Below are 18,014 nucleotides of genomic sequence, written 5' to 3'. Positions count from 1 at the left end.
CCGATGCGCCAGCTACCCCGTCCATGCCACGTTTGCTGCTCGATGTCTTTCTCTACGCGCTTGCCCGCTTGCTGCTGGTAGCGGCGATTGCCGGGGCGATCTTCGGCGTCGTTGCGTTGCTGGGTATTCGTGATTTCCCGGCCATGGTGGCGCTGCTGTTCGCGCTGGTTCTCGGCATGCCGCTGGGCATCTGGCTGTTCGCGCCGCTGCGCCGCCGGGCCACCGCCGGGATCGCCGCGGTCGACGAGCGTCGTCGTGCCGAGCGCGAGCAGTTGCAGGCCCGGTTGCACGGCGATGATTCGTCCGGCGACTGAGCCTGACGGTCGGCTTTAGGGCTTGATCGCCAGCACCGCGGCCACCAGGGCAGCCCACACCAGCATCGTCAGCCCGGTGTCCTTGAGCACCGGGATCAACTCGCGGCCGCCGAGCCCCGAGCGCACGGGCTTGGCCGCGCGCACGGCCAGCGGAGCTGCCGCGAAGCCGGCCAGGCACCAGGGTGTGGCGAGCGTCAGGAGCGCGGTCAGCAGGAACGGCACCGTCACCAGGGCCTGGAACAGCTGCCGGGTGCGGGCGTCGCCGAGGCGGACCGCCAAGGTGATCTTGCCGGACACCTGATCGGTGGGGATGTCGCGAAGGTTGTTGGCCACCAGCACCGCCGACGACAACGACCCGACCGCGACCGCGAGCGCGAGTCCCACCCAGTCGACCCGCAGCGCCTGCGTGTACTGCGTGCCGAGCACCGCGACCAGGCCGAAGAACACGAAGACCGCGACCTCACCGAGGCCGCGATAGCCGTAGGGATTGGTGCCGCCGGTGTACAGCCAGGCCCCGGCGATGCACGCCGCGCCGATGGCGATCAGCCACGGCTGACTTACCAGGGCCAGCGCCAGGCCGGCGCCGGCCCCGATGGACAGGCTGATCACGGCTGCCGCCAACACCGCCTGCGGTGAAGCCAGCTTGGCCCCGACCAGCCGGACCGGCCCGGACCGGTCGTCATCCGTGCCGCGGATGCCGTCGGAGTAGTCATTGGCGTAGTTGACGCCGATGATCAGCGATATCGAAACCACAAGGGCCAGAGCCGCTTTCCACCACACCTCGCCGCCGACCCAAGCGGCGGCGCCGGTACCTGCCAGCACCGGAGCGACGGCATTCGGGAGAGTCCGCGGTCGGGCACCCTCTATCCACTGCGAAAGACTGGCCACGCGCGCAATCGTCCCACGCCCCTACACTTATCGGCATGAAGGATCGACTCAGCAAGAACGAGATTCGCAAAGACGTCGTCCAGGAATCCGTCGAAGCAGTCGCAGGGACCGTCGGTGAGGTCATGAACATCGTCGTCACCGCGGTCAAGGACGTGGCCAGCTCCATCGGTGCCCTGGCCACCGACGCGTTCGAGATCCGCGACGGCGCCCGGCGCGCCCGCGCAGAACTGGAACTGGACGGTGAGGACACCGACGAGGCCGCGGAAGCCGCGGAGGCCGACGACGCGGAGGCACCCGCGCCCGTCACGGCCGTGACGCCGGAAACCGTGGAAGCTCCCAAGACCGACGCCGAATAACGGATGCTGGGAGTCATCGGCGGTAGCGGTTTCTACACGTTCTTCGGGGACGACTCGCGCACCGTCAGCGTCGACACGCCCTACGGTGCGCCGAGCGCGCCGATCACGATGGGGGACGTCGGCGGGCATGAGGTGGCGTTCCTGCCACGGCATGGGCTGAAGCACGAGTACTCGCCGCACACGGTGCCGTATCGCGCCAACATGTGGGCGCTGCGGAAGCTCGGGGTGCGCCGGATTTTCGCGCCGTGCGCCGTCGGCAGCCTCACCACGGACCTCGGCCCCGGCGCGGTGGTCGTGCCGGATCAGCTGGTGGACCGCACCCGCGGCCGCGAGGACACCTACTTCGACGCCGGCGGCATCCACGTCGGGTTCGCCGATCCGTACTGTCCGACGCTGCGCGCCGTGGCGGCCGAGCAGCCGGGCGTCATCGACGGCGGCACCATGGTGGTCATCCAGGGGCCACGCTTTTCCACCCGCGCCGAGAGCCGGTGGTTCGCGACCCAGGGGTTCACGCTGGTGAACATGACGGGCTACCCCGAGGCGGTGCTGGCCCGTGAACTCGAGATATGTTATGCGGCAATAGCTTTGGTGACCGATCTGGACGCGGGTATCGAGGCGGGCGCCGGCGTCACCACGGTCGACGTCTTCGCCGAGTTCGAGCGGAACACCCCCATGTTCAAGGCGCTGGTGCAGCAGGCACTCGCCACGGTTCCCGCCGAACGGGCCTGCACCCACTGCCTCGCCCATGCCGGGGTGAACCTGCCGTTTGAACTGCCCTGATCGGGCCGGCTCTTGACACCCGTCAAGTAAGGGTGGCAGAACTGACGGGGTGACTTCCCGTATCTGCGAACAGCTCGGCATCGACTTTCCGCTCTTCGCCTTCAGCCATTGCCGCGACGTGGTCGCCGCGGTCACCAACGCCGGCGGTTTCGGCGTGCTGGGCGCGACGGCGTACACCCCCGAGCAGTTGGACCGGGAACTGGCCTGGATCGACGAGCACGTCGGCGGCCGGCCCTACGGTGCCGACATCATCGTGCCGGCCAAATTCGAAGGCAAGGGCGAGAACCTGTCCGACGGCCAGTTGGCCGACCGAATCCCTTCGGAATACCGGGAATTCGTCACCCAGTTGCTCATCGACCACGGGATCGAGCCGGAGGAGCGGGTCCGCACGGGCGGGTCTGTGCTGTCCGGCAACACCGGGCACGACCTGCTCGACGTGGCGCTGAGCCACCCCATCAAGCTGATCGCCAACGCCCTCGGGGTGCCGCCGGACTACATGATCGAGGCGGGCCGCGAGCGGGGGATTCCGGTGGCCGCGCTGGTCGGCGCCAAGGAGCATGCCGTCAAACAGGTCGCCGCCGGCGTGGACCTCATCGTCGCGCAGGGTACCGAGGCCGGCGGGCACTGCGGTGAGGTGTCGACGCTTGTCGTGGTGCCGGAAGTGATTGACGCCATTGATGATTCGGTGCCGGTGCTCGCAGCCGGCGGCATCGTCACCGGTCAGCAGATGGCCGCGGCGGTCGCGCTGGGGGCCGCCGGGGCGTGGACCGGTTCGGTGTGGCTGACCACCGAGGAGGCCGAGACCGCGCCGGCCACCAAGCAGAAGATGCTCGCCGCCACCTCGCGGGACACCGTGCGGTCGGCGGGACGCACCGGCAAGCCTGCCCGCCAACTGGTTTCGGACTGGACCGACGCCTGGGCGCCGAAAGACGGTGGCCGCAAGCCACTTCCGTTGCCGCTGCAGAACATGCTCAGTGAGCCGGTGATCCGTCGCATCGATCGGCTTGCCGCCCAGGGGCATCCCGGTGCGCAGCAGCTGGCGACCTACTTCGTCGGCCAGGGCGTCGGCCTGATGAACAAGGTCAAGCCCGCCCGCGAGGTGGTCCGCGAATTCATCGAGGACTATCTGGCCGCCACGGAGCGCTTGAACCGATCGCTGCCGTAGACGCTGAGCGACGGTGACAGCTCTGGCTCGAAGGTGCCGGGTGGGCGGGCCTTCGCTCTGACTGCGAACTGACGTCACAAAGGGTCGAGTGACCACCTGCGTGGGTTCGCAGTCAATGCCGCGAGTTACGGCTCGATGGCGCGGCGGCCTTCCTTGAGCTGACGGCGCTCGTCGGCGGCGTCGATGATGGTGGTCTCGGTGCCGCTGAGCGCGGTGTGGTCGACGCCCCGCAGTGGAGCGGTCGGCGCGAACGTCGCGTTCATCTGAGGTGCGGCCCACTGCGGTTCGGCGCGCGGCGGAACACCCTGCCCGTGTCCGAGCGCCTGGGCCCGGTCCGCGGCGCGCGGACCCGACGACTGCTCCTGCTCGGTGTCGCTGACGGTCGTGCGGGACGTCCGCCGCAGCGTGAAGGTGATCTCCTCGAATTCCTCGATGACCTTCTGTGCCGACCGCAGCTGCTGTACCGACGTGTCGATGACGCGGTCGACGACCGGCGCCACCGGCGCCATCAGCGGACGCAGCAGGCGGGCCGCGACCTTCGTGAGGTCGGGTAGCTGCGGCAGCGTCAAGCCACCGGTGGGCTGCGAGGTCGCGGGCACCGGCAGGTTCTCGGCCGCGGGTTCGTCGTGCACCGGGACGAGTTCGGCGGTGACGACAGGTTCGGCTGGGGCGGTGTCGGATTCGGGCGCGGGTGCCGCGCCTGCGCTCAGCGACCGTCGGTGCGGGTCGGGGAACGCCATGAGCTCATCCCAGTCCGAGTACACCGGCTGCGAATCGGCCGGCCGCAGCACTTCGGCGGTGGACGCCGCGAGCGCAGGTGGCACGGGCTCGCCGGTGAGCGCCGAGGTATTGAGGCCGGCCACCCGCTGGCGGTGGTATTCCCGGTTGATCTCGGCGTCGGCTTCCAGCGCCAGACGCATGGCGGCCAGCTGGTGTTCGGCCTTCAGAATCTCGGCTTCGGCCCGCACCTCGGCCTGCTTGACGGCGATCGCGGTCTCGGCGCGCAGCTCGGCCCGCAGCCGGGACTCGTCGTGGCGCTCGCGCAGGGTCCGGTCCTGGCGCGCGTGCAGCAGCATCGGCAGCAGGTAGAGCAGCACGCAGACCCCGATGACGGCGATCCGCGCCACCAGGGCCGCCGGCGTCTCGATGGTGTAGCCGTTCATCGCGACCCAGCGGGCGCCGAAGCCGCGGTCGGCGCCGACACCGGCGGCGTCGCGGGCCGCGGTGACCGCGTGCTCGGCGCCGGCGATCCGTGCGTCGAGGGCCGGGGCATGCTCATTGCGGGCGGCCAGAGCGGCGTCGAGCTCGCGCTGGTCTTGCGCGAGGGTGTCCTGGGTGTTCTGGGTGATCTGACCGTCACCGGGCACGCCGGTGACCGGCTGCTGGGCGCAGGACGGTGTCGGGTGGTACTCGCAGCGGGCCACGACCTGGGCGTCGTCACGCCGCTGCCGGGCGGAGTCGACGGCGGCGTCGAGCGTGCCACGGTCGGCGCGCAGCGCGGTCAGCTGCCCCTGCGCGGTGGCCACCGCCGGTGTCGTCGCGGCGCGGGCCATGGCGTCGGCGGCCATGCGCTGGGAGATGGCGTTGCTGAACAGAGTCATCGCGGCGAGTTCGCCGACCAGGAGACCGATCGCCACGGCCAGGGCCACCCGGCCGGCGGTACCGCGGGCGCTGGCGACGGTGCTGCGGATCGCGACGACGACGAGCGCGCCGAAAACCAGGGTCACGGGCAGCACGACGGCCAGTGGCAGGCCGGTGGACGGGGTCGCGACGGCAGCTGCGACGAGCCAGGCCAGCACGCCTCCTGACCAGGTCAGGGCGGTCACCGCAGGATGGTTGTCAGGCTGTCTGTGGGCAGGCATGGAAACTCCAACTCTTCCGGTCCGCGTTCCAGGGTCCCAGAGAGCCGGGCCCGTCACCGAATCAAGCGCCGATGCTGTGACCGGCATCACGGAACGATCAGGCGTTCTTCTGATATTTGCGCGTCAGGGCTCGGCGGTCCAGCTTGCCGATCCCACGGCGGGGTAGTTCGTCCACCACATGTACCTCGCGGGGTGCAGCGGTGGCGGCCAGCGTGGCGCTCACCCGTTCCCGCAGGTCAGCGATGGTGGGCGCGGCTGCGTCCCGATGGAGCACGACGGCGACGGCCACCCGCTGGCCCAGCCGTTCGTCCGGCACGCCGAACACCGCGCATTCGGCGATGGCCGGATGGTCCGCCAACGCCGACTCGACAAGGGCGGGCAGAACTTTCAGCCCACCGGTGGCAATGGCGTCGTCGATCCGGCCCAGCACCCGCAGCACGCCCGAATCATCCACCGCGCCAATGTCATCGGTGACGAACCAGCCGTCCACGAACGGGGACGGGTCGACGGGATTCCGGTAGCCCGACGCCAGCGTGGGGCCGCCCAGCGCGATCCGGCCGGCGTCGTCGATCTGCAGCTCGACACCGGTCAGCGGCTTTCCGTCATATACGCAGCCGCCGCAGGTTTCGCTCATGCCATAGGTGCGCACCACGGAAACCCCTGCGGCCGCGGCTTTTTCGCCGAGGTCCGCGGGCATCGGACCGCCCCCGATCAGGACGGCGTCGAATTCGGCCAGTGCCTCGGTCGCGGCGGGATCGGCCAGAATCTTGGCCAGCTGCACCGAAACCAGGGACGTGTAGCGGCGGCCCGGTCCTAAAGCGCTTACCGCAGAAGGCAATTCATTGACGTCGAATCCCGGGTCCAGGGCAATCGGCGTGGTGTCGGCCCGCAGGCTCCGCACCAGGACCTGCAATCCGGCGACGTGGTAGGCGGGCAGGGCCAGCAACCATCGGCCGGGGCCGCCGAGCCGCTCATGCGTGGCGTCGGCGCTGGCATGCAATGCCGCCGCGGAAAGCAAGGCGCCCTTGGGGGTTCCGGTGGAACCGGACGTCGAGACGACCAGCGTCACGTCGTCGTCGACGGATTCGCCGGCGCGCAATGTCGCGGTCAGCAGCGCGGCCTGGCGGTCGTCGTCGGCCGGTACCGGCAGCAGCGCGCCGGCGCCCTCCAGGGCGTGCGCCAACTCGGGGATGAGGGCGAGGGCCGCCGTGCCGGACCCGACGGCGACCGGGCGTAGAACGCCTATGACGTGCCTCCATCGGCAGGGCCGCCGTCGCCCGGATCGCGGGGGTCGTCGAGCGGCCAGCCCTTGGCGGCCAGTCGTGCTCGCACGCGCTCGACGTCCTCGGCGCGGGGCAACTCATCGGTGACGCGGGTGATCAATACCCCGATGTCGATGTGGTCGAACTCGCCGCGGTTCATCAATCCCCGCGCGACCGACTTCACCTCGTCATTGGTCAGACGTCGCGACAGCAGAGCCAACAGTGGCACGCGGTCCGGTCCGGGAACGCCCTCGGGATATCCGGCCTGCAGCCACGCCACGATCTTGGTCAGAAAAGCGTTCACGGCGTCACCTCCAGATCTCGGGAAGGGGCGCAGCTCTGCGCCTCGTTGCCCCAAATGCGCGACCAAATCCTATGCCCAGGCTGTGACGTGGACATATCGCCACGGTAACCCGCAGCGTTGCGCGGAACACTTCGCCAAACTAATTAGACGAAGCTAACAGGTGAACACTGCATGAACACCTTTGCCGGCTTGGCAAAGTGCCAGGTCGACGCCTCAATTAGGGACTTCCGTAACTAGGAAAAATCACCACCGTTACATCAGAATGAGCGCCATGAGTGCAGAGCTGGTCATCCTCGGGTTGTTGGTCGCAACAGCCCTGGCATTTGACTTCACGAACGGCTTCCATGACACCGGCAACGCCATGGCAACCTCGATCGCGACCGGGGCGCTCAAGCCGAAGGCGGCGGTGACCCTGTCGGGCGTCCTGAACCTCGTCGGCGCCTTCCTTTCGGTCAACGTGGCCGTCACGGTGGCCACCAACGTCCTGAAGATTCAGGACCCCAAGACTGGTCACATCAAGCTCGACGCGAGCGTCGCGCTGACGGTGATCTTCGCCGGCCTCATCGGCGGCATCCTGTGGAACCTCCTCACCTGGCTGTTCGGCATCCCGTCCAGTTCCTCGCACGCGCTCTTCGGCGGCCTGATCGGCTCGGGTATCGCCGCCGCCGGCTTCGCCGGCGTCAACTGGGACGGCCTGACCAACAAGGTCCTGATCCCGGCCGTCGCCTCGCCGTTCATCGCGGGTGTGGTCGCGATGTCCGGTACCTGGCTGGTCTACAAGATCACCAAGGGCGTGACGCGTAAGCGCCGCGAAGAGGGCTTCCGCTGGGGCCAGATCGCCACCGCTTCGCTGCTGTCGCTCGCCCACGGCACCGGTGACGCACAGAAGACCATGGGTGTCATCGCGCTGGCGCTGATCAGCAGCGGCCACCTCACCGGCGACGTGAAGAAGGACGGGCTGCCGTTCTGGATCATCGCCAGCTGTGCACTGGCCATCGGCGCGGGCACCTACATCGGTGGCTGGCGCGTCATCCGCACGCTGGGCAAGGGCCTGGTCGAGATCGAATCGCCGCAGGGCTTCTCCGCTGAGTCTTCGTCGGCCGCGGTCATCCTGACCTCCAGCGTCGCGGGCATGGCGCTGTCGACCACCCACGTGGCGACCGGCTCCATCCTGGGTAGCGGTGTCGGTAAGCCGGGCGCCCAGGTGCGCTGGGCGGTCGCTGGCCGCATGGCCGCCGCATGGCTCATCACGCTTCCGGCTGCCGGTCTCGTCGGTGCGCTGTCGTTCCTGCTCGCCAATGGCATCGCCAGTGCCAGCTCCCCGCTCGTCGGTGACATCGTGATCTTCGCCATCCTGATCGCGGCGTCGGGCTTCATGTACTGGCGCGCCCAGCAGCAGAAGGTCGACCAGAACAACGTCAACGCCGATTGGGACGAATCGACCAACTCGACGGTTCCGGCCGATGTCCGCGCCGCCAAGTCGACCAAGGACACCGCGTCCGTCTGACGCCGGTATCGAAGAATCTCTAGCAAAGACTGAGGAAATAGTTCGATGCACTATTTGGAAGCCGTCTTCAAAGTTCTGGTCGTGGGTCTGATCTTCGGTGCCGGCCTGCCCGCGGTGTTCGCCGGCGGTCTGGTCGCCTACTCCAACGGCGCCGGCGGGGTCGGTGACGACGGCACGACGCACGCGCCCAACGCACTGCTGAAGTACTTCGGGTTGCTGCTGTTCGTTCTGGTGGGATCCATCGTGCTGCTCGCCGTCCTGTGGATCACCAAAGATGTGATCGCACACCACACCGGCGTTCACGTGTTCGCACCCTTGGGGCTGAAATAAATGAACGACCCGATCGTCGTCCCCGCCCCCAACAACACCGCCGCGCTGTTTCAGAACATCCTGACCTGGCTGCGGGCCGGATACCCCGACGGCGTGCCGCCGAAGGACTACTACCCGGTGCTGGCACTGCTGAAGCGCTCGCTCAGCGAGGACGAGGTGGTCGAGGCGGCCCGGTCCATCCTGCGCAGCAACGACGGCGAGACCCCGGTCACCGAGGCCGCGATCCAGCACGCCATCGAGCAGGTCACCGCTTCGGCGCCCAGCCCCGAGGACATCCAGCAGGTGTCCGCGCGCCTGGCATCGGTCGGCTGGCCGCTCGCCACGCCGGCCCGCTGACAGACACTCACCACACGCGACACCCGGAGTGCTAACTCCGGGTGTCGCGTCGTAGTGGGTGCGTGTCGGGCACCTGCACGAAGATCAAGGTGACCTCATCGGGATCGGTGACGTGTAGTTCGTGCAGGCCCCACGGTTCCTGCCTCGCCGCCCGGGCAATCGGCACCCCACGGCTCTCGAGTTCGGCCTGCGTCTGATAGACGTCGCGCACCTGCAGCCACAGCGCGCCCGGGAACGGCGCTGTGGGTCCGTCGCCGTCGCGGCCGTGGCCGGCGAGTTCGATCAGTGACTGCCCGGCGTAAAACACTGTGCCGGCACCGTATTCGCGGGCAATCGCCAGGCCGATGGCATCGCGGTAGAACGCCACCGACTTCTGGTAGTCGACGGGCCGGATCAGGACACGGCTGGCCAGGATCTCCACCGGATCACCCGGCCGGTTGTGCGCGTTGGCGTTTCATCATCTTGTCGACCACGCCGGGCACGAAACTGTTGAGCGCGTGCGACGTCACCGCCATCCGGGGCGCGATCCGCACCGGGCGGGTCTTGGCCGCGGTGACCATCCAGTCGGCGGCCTCGTCGGCCGAGAGGCCGGGCAGCCCGTCGTAGGCGCGGGTCGGTGCGATCATGGGCGTCTTCACCAGCGGGTAGAACAGCGTCGTGGAATGCACTCCGCTTGCGCCCCACTCGGTTTCGATGACCCGGCTGACCGCGGTCAGCGCTGCCTTTGAGGCGTTGTACACCGCGAACAGCGGCGACGACTCGTTCATCACACCCCAGGTGGACACGTTGATGATGTGCCCGTCGCCGCGCTCCAGCATGCCGGGGGCGAAACCGCGGACCAGCCGCAGCGGCGAGTAGTAGTTCAGTGTCATGGTGCGTTCGACGTCGTGCCAGCGGTCGAGGGACTCCGCCAGCGGCCGGCGGATGGACCGGCCGGCGTTGTTGATCAGGATGTCCACGCCACCCAGCTCGGCTTGCACGTCGGTGACCAGTTTGTCGATGGCGTCCAGGTCCGACAGGTCGCACGGCCGCGCGATGGCGTCGCCGCCGCTGTGAGTGATCCGGGCGGCCACCTTGTCCAGCAGATCGGCCCGGCGGGCCACGATCACGACCGTCGCCCCCAACCGGGCGAGCTTGGCCGCGGCCGCCTCGCCGATGCCCGACGACGCCCCCGTCAGCACGATGCGTTTCCCGGCCAGGTCCACGTCGCCGCGGCCCGACAACCGTTCGATCAGGGGTGGTCGCATGCCTGCGAGCAGCAGGCTCTCGGTGACGCGCTGTAGCGGACTCTTGCTCACGCCTCGAGCTTAGGGTGTGACGGGCCAGCGATCGGTGTATACGAGCTCGTCGAGCGGGCGGGCCGTCGTCCAGCCGACGATCTCGAGTTCGGGGCGGTCCGGGAATTCCGGCACCGGGCCGACGCACAGCACCGCGATCGGGTCGGCGCCCTCGGGCATGCCGAGCAGGGCGGCCAGTTCTGCCGGTTCGAACAGCGAAACCCAGCCCAGTCCAAGGCCTTCCGCGCGCGCGGCCAGCCACATGTTCTGGATGGCGCAGGACACCGACGCCAGATCCATGTGCGGCATGGTGCGCCGGCCGAAGATGTGGCGTTCGCGGTCTTCGCCCAGCGCCACCACGAACAATTCGGCACAGTCGCCGATGCCTTCGACCTTGAGCGCCAGGAACTCCGCCTCGCGTGGCCCGAGGGCCTCCCCGGTCTGGATCCGCTCGGCGTCGACCAGCTCCTTGATGGCGGTCCGCATGGCCGGGTCGGTGATCCGGAGGAAGCGCCACGGCTGCATCAAGCCCACGCTCGGCGCCATGTGCGCGGCCGCCAAGAGACGACGCAGAACATCTTCGGGCACTGTGGAATTCGGCGTGAAGTGCCGCATGTCCCGACGCTCGGACATAACCCGGTAGACGGCTGCGCGTTCGGCGTCGGAGTAACTCGGCTCGCTCACCCCGGGAGGCTAACAGGGATCAGCGAGATCCGATCGCGTCCGAGTGGCCCCGGTGGAAGCGGCGGGACGAGGGAGTCGCGGACGTGGGGCGGGTCGCGAGCGCGAACCACGCCAGCAGGGCGACGTTGTAGACGGTGAGTACCGCATAGAGCACGGTGTCACGCGAGTCGAAGCCCAGCGGTCCGGGACTGTGGCTCGACGTCGCCGCCACGCACACCGCCGTTACGACCAGCCAGCCGACGGCGGCGACCCGGTTGAACATCGCCGCGGTCTGGCCGAACGATGCGAAGACGGTGAGCACGCCCACCACCAGCAGCAACGAGCAGTGCAGCGGAGTCACCCGCAGCCACATGATCGGCGCACCGGCGGCGCCGAAATGTGGGTTCGCCATGGACCAGGCCAGGCCGGCGCCGCCGAAAACGCCCAGCGCGAAGCCTTCGGCTCCCAGCGCCCACCGGCCGATCCGCGCCCGTGTCCCGACCTTCACGTGCTCAGTCTGACGCGCCGCGGCCCACATCGACACGCGCCCAAGCGGATACACAGCGCACTCATGGGAAAGCACACAGCGATGCGTCGTCCGACTGACCGACTGGTCGCCGGAGGCGGGTCAGAAGTAGCGCGGGAACTCGCTCCAGTCCGGGTCGCGCTTCTGCAGGAACGCGTCCCGGCCCTCGACGGCTTCGTCGGTCATGTACGCCAGTCGCGTGGCCTCACCGGCGAAAATCTGCTGACCCACCAGGCCGTCGTCGATCAGGTTGAACGAGAACTTCAGCATCCGGATGGCCTGCGGCGATTTGCCGTTGATCTCGGCGGCCCATTGCAGCGCAACGGTTTCCAGGTCCTTGTGGTCGACGACCTCGTTCACCGCACCCATCTTGTGCATGGCCTCGGCGTCGTAGGCGCGGCCCAGGAAGAAGATCTCGCGGGCGAACTTCTGCCCGGCCTGCCGGGCCAGGTACGCGGAGCCGTAGCCGCCGTCGAAGCTGCCGACGTCGGCGTCGGTCTGCTTGAACCGCGCGTGTTCCCGGCTGGCCAGGGTCAGGTCGCACACCACGTGCAGGCTGTGGCCGCCGCCGGCCGCCCAGCCGTTGACCAGGCAGATCACGGGCTTCGGCATGAACCGGATGAGCCGTTGGACCTCGAGGATGTGCAGCCGCCCGGCGCGGGCCGGGTCGACGGTCTCGGCGGTCTCGCCGGACGCGTACTGGTAGCCGCTGCGGCCACGGATGCGCTGGTCGCCACCAGAGCAGAAGGCCCAGCCGCCGTCCTTGGGCGACGGCCCGTTGCCGGTCAGCAGGATGACGCCGACGTCGGGGCTCATCCGGGCATGGTCGAGCGCGCGGTACAGCTCGTCGACGGTGTGCGGCCGGAAGGCATTGCGGACGTCGGGCCGGTCGAAGGCGATCCGGACCGTCGGCTGCGGCTTACCGTCCAGCACGTGGCGGTGGTAGGTGATGTCGGTGAGCTCACCGAGTTCGGTCACCGGCTGCCAGAGCTGCGGGTCAAACGGATTCTCTGCGTTCACGCCTCGACCTTAGAGCTGTCTGTGTTTGGCCCGCGCCACCCAGGGGTACTAGATCGCAGACAATTGGCGGCCGGTTGCGGCCCGAAACAGGAGGACCTTGATGAAGCGGTCAGCAGGCGTGGTGGTGTCGGGTGTCATTGCCGGACTGATGCTGGTCGGATGCTCGCCGGCAGTTCAGGGCGGGGACACCAAGTGCAAGGACTTCGTCGGTGCCGACGAGAAGACGCAGAACGAAGCGGTCAACAAGATGATCAAGGACCGCAAGGGCGCCGACCCGTCGTCGCTCGAGGTGTCGGGAACCCGCGCCTCAGCGCTGGCGTGGTGCCAGACGGTCGGGCAGCAGGACGCCCCGATCAAGAACGCGCCGCACATCTAGCAGACCTGTCGAGCGTGGGGGTTCACGCGGAAATTCGGCCAGAATTTCTCGTGCGCCCCCACGCTCGCTGACGTCTAGACCGGATCGAACCGGAACACCGCACAGCGTCCGGCCAGCGCTTCGAACTCGTCGGGGTTGGGCCCGGTCACCAGGCCGGCGTTCTTCATGAACCCGACGCCCGTCGGCACCAGGATGGGGAACTGTCGAAGTAGCGGGCGGGCCTGCTCGGCGGGCACCTCGAACAGGCGGACCTCTTCGCGGTCCCGGCCCTGAGTCACGGTGGCAGTGGCGGCGGCACGCGCGTTGCGCACCCAGTCGGCGTTCGGAAATCCACCCACCACGTAGCGGTGGCCGTCGACCTCGAACGGTGTGATGGGCGTCGACCGCGGTTCACCGGACTTGCGGCCAGGCACGGTCAGGACGACGGGACCCTTGATCGGGATCACCCGCATGACCGCCATCATCACCTTGTTCATCGGCTTGAGCCACCATGGTGGCTTGAGGTTCGCGTCGCTGTCCTGGGCCATGGTTCGAGGCTAGACGAGGCGCCGAAACTTGCGCTGGCGTGCTATGTTCGCCCAGCTGAAGGAGGGTTTCGATGTCGAATCAGTGGCCCCCCGGGCAATCCGGGCCCGGACAGTTCGGAGCCGGTCAACCACCGGGTCAGCCATATGGGGCCAACCCGTACGGCGCTCCCGGCGTGCCGCCGAACGTGCCCTACCCGCAGTACCCACCGTCGCAGTACCCCCAGCCGCAATACCCACAGCCCACGGGTTACGGCATGCCCATGCCGGCCGGACCGGCCGGACCGTCGGGCGTGACCGCGATCATCGCCGCGGTGCTCAGCATGCTCGGCGCCGCGTCGACGGCGTTTCAGGCGTTCTCCAGCTGGTACGCGGTCGCGACGTTGAGCGAGCTGTCCGGTTCCTACGCGAGCGACACCCGGTCGGAGTTGATGGGCCTGACCAGCGTCATGGCCGTCGTACAGACGATCGTGGCGATCACGCTGCTCGTCGGCGGCGTGTTGTTGGTCATCGGGCGTGGGGTGGGACGCTGGATCGTCATCGGCGGTTGCGCAGTCGTGGTGCTGTCCAACGTGGTCGCTCTGTTCGCCTCGCTCACCATCCTCAAGCGGCTCGATAGCGTGGTCGGCGGCAGCTACGAGGGGATGCAGGGGATGGCGGGTCTGTCGGTGATGTCCGCCGCGGTGCCGATCGTGTTCGCGCTCGTCACCGGTGTGCTGGCCGCCCTGAGTTCGACGCAGCAGTGGTGCCGGTGGAAGAGCGGGCAGTCGGCGCCTGCAGCTCCCGTCGGTTATCCGGGTTATCCGCAGCAGTACTAGCTAGACGTAGCGGTTGCGTCCGGCGAACCAGCCGGCCGTCAACTGCACCGCGTACACGCTGAAGAACAACACGAACGGGACCTGCCAGTTGCCCGAGACGTCGTGCGACAGCCCGAACAGGAACGGTCCGGTACTGGCGAACAGGTAGCCGAAGCCCTGTGCCATGCCCGAGAGCTGTGCGGTGTCCTCGGCGTTGCGGGCGCGCAGCGCGATGACGGTCAGCGCCAGCGAGAACGCGCTCATGCCGATACCGACCATGAGGCTCCACAAGACCGGCGCCGCGCTCGGCGCGACGAGCAGACCGATGGCGCCGGACACACCCAGGACGCCGAGACCGACGTTCCACAGGCTCTGGTTCGCGCTGCGGGCAGCCAACGGCGAGATCAGCAGCGCGACCGGGACGCCGACCAGTGACATCACGCCCGACATCACGCCGGCGCTGGTCTTGTCCATGCCGTTGTCGATGAAAATCTGTGGGAGCCAACCCATCATGATGTAGGCCAGGAACGACTGGCTGCCCATGTAAAGCGTCACCGTCCACGCCAGCGGGTTACGCAGCAGCGAGCGGCGCGCGGTGGCCCGGGCCGCGCCGGCGGCCCAGTCGGCGCGATGGCGCCGGGCCGCGGGGACCCAGAGCAGCAGGGCGACCAGCGCGAGTGCCGCCCAGATCGCCAGCGACGGACGCCAGCCGCCGACGTGGTGTTCGACAGCCGGGGTGATGGCGGCGCCCAAGGCTCCGCCGGCCTGCAGCGCGCTGGTGTAGATGCCCGTCATGAGGCCGACCCGGGCGGGGAACGAACTCTTGATGACCACCGGGATCAGCACGTTCGCCAGCGCGATTCCCGACGAGGCGAGCAGCGTGGCGCCCAGCATGAGACCGCCGTTGCCGTACGGCCGCACCGCCAGTCCGACGGCCACCACCAGCAATGCGAGCGTGACGGTCCGGCCCAGGCCGAGGCGTTTGGCGAGCAACGGTGCGGTGGCCCCGGCGGCGGCGAAGCACAGCACCGGCAGCGTGGTCAGGATGCCGGCCCAGACCGATGACACCCCGAGCGCGGTACGCATCTCGCCGAGCAGGGGAGCGACGCTCGTGACGGAGGGCCGCAGATTCAATGCGGTGACGACGACGGCGAGGGCCAGCAGGACACCGCTGGCGATGCGGGTGTTCGGGCTCGGCGGGACGCCCGTGATCTCGATGGCGCCGTCGAGTTCGAGTGCCAGTTCATCCTCGTAACGGGCGTGTTCGGATCCGTTCACGGCAGCACTCATCCTGCTATGATGGCATACATCCTATGATTGGTTGAAAGGATGATTGCGTGGCGCTGAACACAGCCCGCCGTGCCGGTTTGGTCGAGCAGGTCATCGAACAGCTCCGGGGCTCGGTCGCGGACGGCGAATGGCCCGTCGGGCATCGCATCCCGAACGAGACCGATCTCGTCGAGGCTCTCGGCGTCGGCCGTAACACCGTGCGGGAGGCCGTCCGGGCGTTGGCGCACGCCGGACTGTTCGAGGTGCGGCAGGGTGACGGCACATACGTCCGCGCCACCAGCGAGGTGTCAGGGGCGCTGCGTCGGCTGTGCAGCGATGAGCTGCGGGACGTACTGCAGGTCCGCCGCGGTCTGGAAGTGGAAGGCGCCCGGCTGGCCGCCACCAACCGGACCGACGACGACATCGCCACCTTGCGGCGACTGCTGGAAGGGCGCGACAACGAGCAACGCGCCGGGCATCACGACGAATTCGTCCACGCCGACACCGAATTCCACTGCGCCGTCATGCGGGCATCGGGCAACACCATGCTGATCGACCTGTACCTCGGGCTCATCGAGGTCATCACCGCCAGCGTGTCGGTCATGAACGAGACGCCGGTGGAGACCGAGTTCGAAGATCACCACCGGCTGCTCCACCACATCGTCGCCGGAGATCCCGACGGGGCAGCCGCTGCCGCGGCCGTGCTCTTCGACCGGCTGCTCGCCGGATTGCCCACCTAGCGCGAGGAAATCTCAGCCGACGGAACGCTCCGAGCCGGCCCAGAACTGCGCCCGGACAGCCTTCTTGTCCGGCTTGCCGAGCGCAGTGGTCGGCACGGCATCGGCGATGACGACCTGCTTCGGCGACTGCACCGAGCCCTTGCGCTCCTTGACCGCGGCCTGAATCTCCGCGGTCATCTTGGCGATGGCCTCCTCGGAGCGGTCGGCGTCCGGACGAAGCACGACGACGGCCGTCACCGCCTCGCCCCACTTCTCGTCGGGGGTGCCGACCACGCAGACCTGGGCGATCGAAGGATGTTCGGCGACAACGTCTTCCACCTCGCGCGGGAACACGTTGAAGCCGCCGGTGACGATCATGTCCTTGGTCCGGTCGACGATGAACCAGAAGCCGTCCTCGTCCTCGCGGGCCAGGTCGCCGGTGTGCATCCAGCCGTCCTTGAAGGTGTCCGCGGTGGCCTCCGGCAGATTCCAGTAGCCGCCCGACAGCAGCGGTCCGGACACGCAGATCTCGCCGACCTCGCCCTGCTTGACAGGCTGGCCGTCGGCACCGAGCAGCGCGGTCCGCGCGAACAGGGTCGGCCGGCCGCACGACGTCAGCCGCTTCTCGTCGTGCTCGCCCTTGGCCAGGTAGGTGATGACCATCGGGGCCTCGGACTGGCCGTAGTACTGCGCGAAAATTGGGCCGAACCGGCGGATCGCCTCGGCCAGGCGCACCGGGTTCATCGCCGAGGCGCCGTAGTAGACGGTCTCGAGCGACGACAGGTCGCGGGTGTGCGAATCAGGGTGGTCCATCAGTGCGTAGATCATCGACGGCACCAGCATGGTCGCGGTGATCTTCTGCTCCTCGATCACCCGCAACACCTCGGCGGGGTCGAACTTCTTGAGCACGATCAGCTCGCCGCCCTTGACGATGGTCGGCACGAAGAACGCCGCACCGGCATGTGACAGCGGCGTGCACATCAGGAACCGCGGGTGCTCGGGCCACTCCCACTCGGCCAGCTGAATGGTCGTCATGGTGCTGATGGACTGCGTCGTGCCGATGACGCCCTTGGGCTTGCCGGTGGTGCCGCCGGTGTAGGTGAGCCCGCCGACGTGATCAGGTGCCAGGTCGGCGGCCTTCAGCGGCCGCGGCTCGTACTTCGCGGCTTCGGCGGCCAGGTCAATCGCCGAGCCCGTCAGCGCATCCGGCACCGGACCGATCGTCAGGATCTGCTTGAGCGACGGCACCTTCTCCAGCAGACCGATGGCCCGCTCCACGAACGCCTCGGTGGGGTCGATGATCAGCGTGGTGACGCCGGCGTCGGTGAGGACGTAGGCATGATCGTCCAGCGAACCGAGAGGGTGTAGTGCCGTGCGGCGGTAGCCCTGGGTCTGGCTGGCGCCGATGATCATCAGCACTTCGGGCCGGTTCAGGGCCAGCAGGCCGCTGCTGGCGCCGGAGCCGGCACCCAGCGCTTCGAAGGCCTGAATGTACTGGCTGATGCGGTCGGCGAGCTGGCCGCCGGTCAGGGTGGTGTCGCCGAGAAACAGGACCGGCTTGTCCTTGTTGCGCTTGAGGGCGCCGACGGTCAAGTGCCCGGAATGCAGGGGATGGCGAAGCAGCTCGTCACTCATGACCTAAGACTAGAACGTGTTCTAGTCCGAAGGTCAAGCCCTGCGGAATCTGGGATCCGGTGCCGGTTCGACTACCAGGGGCTCCGCCGCGCCCCTAGCATCCA

At 68.4% G+C, this 18,014-nt stretch carries 22 protein-coding genes; 10 read left to right on the top strand and 12 right to left on the bottom strand.

Annotated elements, in window-relative coordinates; all coding sequences use genetic code 11:
• The first annotated feature begins 23 nt into the window (after nucleotides 1-23).
• Complete coding sequence (locus ACWW1C_RS24315) at nucleotides 24-314, top strand: DUF4229 domain-containing protein (RefSeq protein ID WP_455984421.1); 291 nt, start codon at nucleotides 24-26, stop codon at nucleotides 312-314.
• A gap of 15 nt (nucleotides 315-329) precedes the next feature.
• Here ACWW1C_RS24315 and ACWW1C_RS24310 read toward each other — a convergent pair whose 3' ends face one another.
• Nucleotides 330-1,202, bottom strand: coding sequence for a 1,4-dihydroxy-2-naphthoate polyprenyltransferase (locus ACWW1C_RS24310; protein ID WP_455980638.1), 873 nt, complete (start codon nucleotides 1,200-1,202; stop codon nucleotides 330-332).
• 35 nt (nucleotides 1,203-1,237) lie between these two features.
• Here ACWW1C_RS24310 and ACWW1C_RS24305 point away from each other — a divergent pair, with 35 nt between their 5' ends.
• Genes ACWW1C_RS24305 through ACWW1C_RS24295 form a run of 3 tightly spaced genes read left to right on the top strand, consistent with a single transcriptional unit; the run spans nucleotide 1,238 to nucleotide 3,503 of the window.
• Nucleotides 1,238-1,558 carry a hypothetical protein gene (locus ACWW1C_RS24305; protein ID WP_455980637.1) on the top strand — a complete coding sequence of 107 codons (321 nt, stop codon included), beginning with the start codon at nucleotides 1,238-1,240 and terminating at the stop codon, nucleotides 1,556-1,558.
• A gap of 3 nt (nucleotides 1,559-1,561) precedes the next feature.
• Nucleotides 1,562-2,338, top strand: coding sequence for an S-methyl-5'-thioadenosine phosphorylase (locus ACWW1C_RS24300; protein WP_455980636.1), 777 nt, complete (start codon nucleotides 1,562-1,564; stop codon nucleotides 2,336-2,338).
• Nucleotides 2,339-2,387: 49 nt separating this feature from the next.
• Nucleotides 2,388-3,503 (top strand): NAD(P)H-dependent flavin oxidoreductase, encoded by a 1,116-nt coding sequence (locus ACWW1C_RS24295; RefSeq protein ID WP_455980635.1) that lies wholly within the window; start codon nucleotides 2,388-2,390, stop codon nucleotides 3,501-3,503.
• Between the two features lie 125 nt (nucleotides 3,504-3,628).
• Here ACWW1C_RS24295 and ACWW1C_RS24290 read toward each other — a convergent pair whose 3' ends face one another.
• The 3 genes from ACWW1C_RS24290 to ACWW1C_RS24280 form a co-directional block, all read right to left on the bottom strand.
• Complete coding sequence (locus tag ACWW1C_RS24290) at nucleotides 3,629-5,329, bottom strand: DUF4407 domain-containing protein (RefSeq protein ID WP_455980634.1); 1,701 nt, start codon at nucleotides 5,327-5,329, stop codon at nucleotides 3,629-3,631.
• 133 nt (nucleotides 5,330-5,462) lie between these two features.
• A complete protein-coding gene (menE, locus tag ACWW1C_RS24285; RefSeq protein ID WP_455984420.1) occupies nucleotides 5,463-6,557 on the bottom strand; it encodes an o-succinylbenzoate--CoA ligase in 1,095 nt (364 codons plus the stop codon).
• 50 nt (nucleotides 6,558-6,607) lie between these two features.
• Complete coding sequence (locus ACWW1C_RS24280) at nucleotides 6,608-6,931, bottom strand: DUF3349 domain-containing protein (protein ID WP_455980633.1); 324 nt, start codon at nucleotides 6,929-6,931, stop codon at nucleotides 6,608-6,610.
• Nucleotides 6,932-7,202: 271 nt separating this feature from the next.
• On the opposite strand from ACWW1C_RS24280, the gene ACWW1C_RS24275 reads away from it, so the two are divergent.
• Genes ACWW1C_RS24275 through ACWW1C_RS24265 form a run of 3 tightly spaced genes read left to right on the top strand, consistent with a single transcriptional unit; the run spans nucleotide 7,203 to nucleotide 9,104 of the window.
• Nucleotides 7,203-8,438 carry an anion permease gene (locus ACWW1C_RS24275; RefSeq protein WP_455980632.1) on the top strand — a complete coding sequence of 412 codons (1,236 nt, stop codon included), beginning with the start codon at nucleotides 7,203-7,205 and terminating at the stop codon, nucleotides 8,436-8,438.
• Nucleotides 8,439-8,483: 45 nt separating this feature from the next.
• A complete protein-coding gene (locus ACWW1C_RS24270) occupies nucleotides 8,484-8,768 on the top strand; it encodes a hypothetical protein (protein ID WP_455980631.1) in 285 nt (94 codons plus the stop codon).
• Nucleotides 8,769-9,104, top strand: coding sequence for a DUF3349 domain-containing protein (locus ACWW1C_RS24265; RefSeq protein WP_455980630.1), 336 nt, complete (start codon nucleotides 8,769-8,771; stop codon nucleotides 9,102-9,104).
• A 31-nt stretch (nucleotides 9,105-9,135) separates the two neighbouring features.
• Here the strand turns inward: ACWW1C_RS24265 and ACWW1C_RS24260 are convergent, their stop codons facing one another.
• The 5 genes from ACWW1C_RS24260 to ACWW1C_RS24240 all read right to left on the bottom strand — a co-directional run bounded on the left by ACWW1C_RS24260 (nucleotide 9,136) and on the right by ACWW1C_RS24240 (nucleotide 12,590).
• A complete protein-coding gene (locus ACWW1C_RS24260) occupies nucleotides 9,136-9,525 on the bottom strand; it encodes a VOC family protein (RefSeq protein WP_455980629.1) in 390 nt (129 codons plus the stop codon).
• Between the two features lie 4 nt (nucleotides 9,526-9,529).
• Nucleotides 9,530-10,402 carry an SDR family oxidoreductase gene (locus tag ACWW1C_RS24255; RefSeq protein WP_455980628.1) on the bottom strand — a complete coding sequence of 291 codons (873 nt, stop codon included), beginning with the start codon at nucleotides 10,400-10,402 and terminating at the stop codon, nucleotides 9,530-9,532.
• Between the two features lie 9 nt (nucleotides 10,403-10,411).
• Nucleotides 10,412-11,065, bottom strand: a complete 654-nt coding sequence (gene bluB, locus ACWW1C_RS24250) for a 5,6-dimethylbenzimidazole synthase (protein WP_455980627.1) — start codon at nucleotides 11,063-11,065, stop codon at nucleotides 10,412-10,414.
• Nucleotides 11,066-11,084: 19 nt separating this feature from the next.
• Nucleotides 11,085-11,552: a DUF4383 domain-containing protein gene (locus ACWW1C_RS24245; protein WP_455980626.1), complete on the bottom strand. Its 468-nt coding sequence runs from the start codon at nucleotides 11,550-11,552 to the stop codon at nucleotides 11,085-11,087.
• 120 nt (nucleotides 11,553-11,672) lie between these two features.
• On the bottom strand, nucleotides 11,673-12,590 hold the full coding sequence (locus ACWW1C_RS24240) for a 1,4-dihydroxy-2-naphthoyl-CoA synthase (protein WP_455980625.1): 918 nt from the start codon (nucleotides 12,588-12,590) through the stop codon (nucleotides 11,673-11,675).
• Nucleotides 12,591-12,690: 100 nt separating this feature from the next.
• On the opposite strand from ACWW1C_RS24240, the gene ACWW1C_RS24235 reads away from it, so the two are divergent.
• Nucleotides 12,691-12,966 (top strand): hypothetical protein, encoded by a 276-nt coding sequence (locus ACWW1C_RS24235; RefSeq protein ID WP_061004016.1) that lies wholly within the window; start codon nucleotides 12,691-12,693, stop codon nucleotides 12,964-12,966.
• 74 nt (nucleotides 12,967-13,040) lie between these two features.
• Here the strand turns inward: ACWW1C_RS24235 and ACWW1C_RS24230 are convergent, their stop codons facing one another.
• Nucleotides 13,041-13,493, bottom strand: coding sequence for a nitroreductase family deazaflavin-dependent oxidoreductase (locus ACWW1C_RS24230; protein WP_455980624.1), 453 nt, complete (start codon nucleotides 13,491-13,493; stop codon nucleotides 13,041-13,043).
• Nucleotides 13,494-13,564: 71 nt separating this feature from the next.
• Here ACWW1C_RS24230 and ACWW1C_RS24225 point away from each other — a divergent pair, with 71 nt between their 5' ends.
• The gene (locus tag ACWW1C_RS24225; protein WP_455980623.1) at nucleotides 13,565-14,308 is read left to right on the top strand and encodes a hypothetical protein; all 744 of its coding nucleotides are present in this window, start codon (nucleotides 13,565-13,567) and stop codon (nucleotides 14,306-14,308) included.
• On the opposite strand, the gene ACWW1C_RS24220 is transcribed toward ACWW1C_RS24225, so the two are convergent.
• The gene (locus ACWW1C_RS24220) at nucleotides 14,309-15,577 is read right to left on the bottom strand and encodes a CynX/NimT family MFS transporter (RefSeq protein ID WP_455980622.1); all 1,269 of its coding nucleotides are present in this window, start codon (nucleotides 15,575-15,577) and stop codon (nucleotides 14,309-14,311) included.
• A 47-nt stretch (nucleotides 15,578-15,624) separates the two neighbouring features.
• Between ACWW1C_RS24220 and ACWW1C_RS24215 the strand changes: the two genes are divergently transcribed.
• The gene (locus tag ACWW1C_RS24215; RefSeq protein ID WP_455980621.1) at nucleotides 15,625-16,296 is read left to right on the top strand and encodes a FadR/GntR family transcriptional regulator; all 672 of its coding nucleotides are present in this window, start codon (nucleotides 15,625-15,627) and stop codon (nucleotides 16,294-16,296) included.
• A 12-nt stretch (nucleotides 16,297-16,308) separates the two neighbouring features.
• Here ACWW1C_RS24215 and fadD8 read toward each other — a convergent pair whose 3' ends face one another.
• On the bottom strand, nucleotides 16,309-17,910 hold the full coding sequence (gene fadD8, locus ACWW1C_RS24210; protein ID WP_455980620.1) for a fatty-acid--CoA ligase FadD8: 1,602 nt from the start codon (nucleotides 17,908-17,910) through the stop codon (nucleotides 16,309-16,311).
• Nucleotides 17,911-18,014: the final 104 nt, after the last annotated feature.

The organism is Mycobacterium sp. HM-7 (genome assembly GCF_053852335.1).
This window is presented reverse-complemented; position numbering and strand designations above follow the sequence as displayed.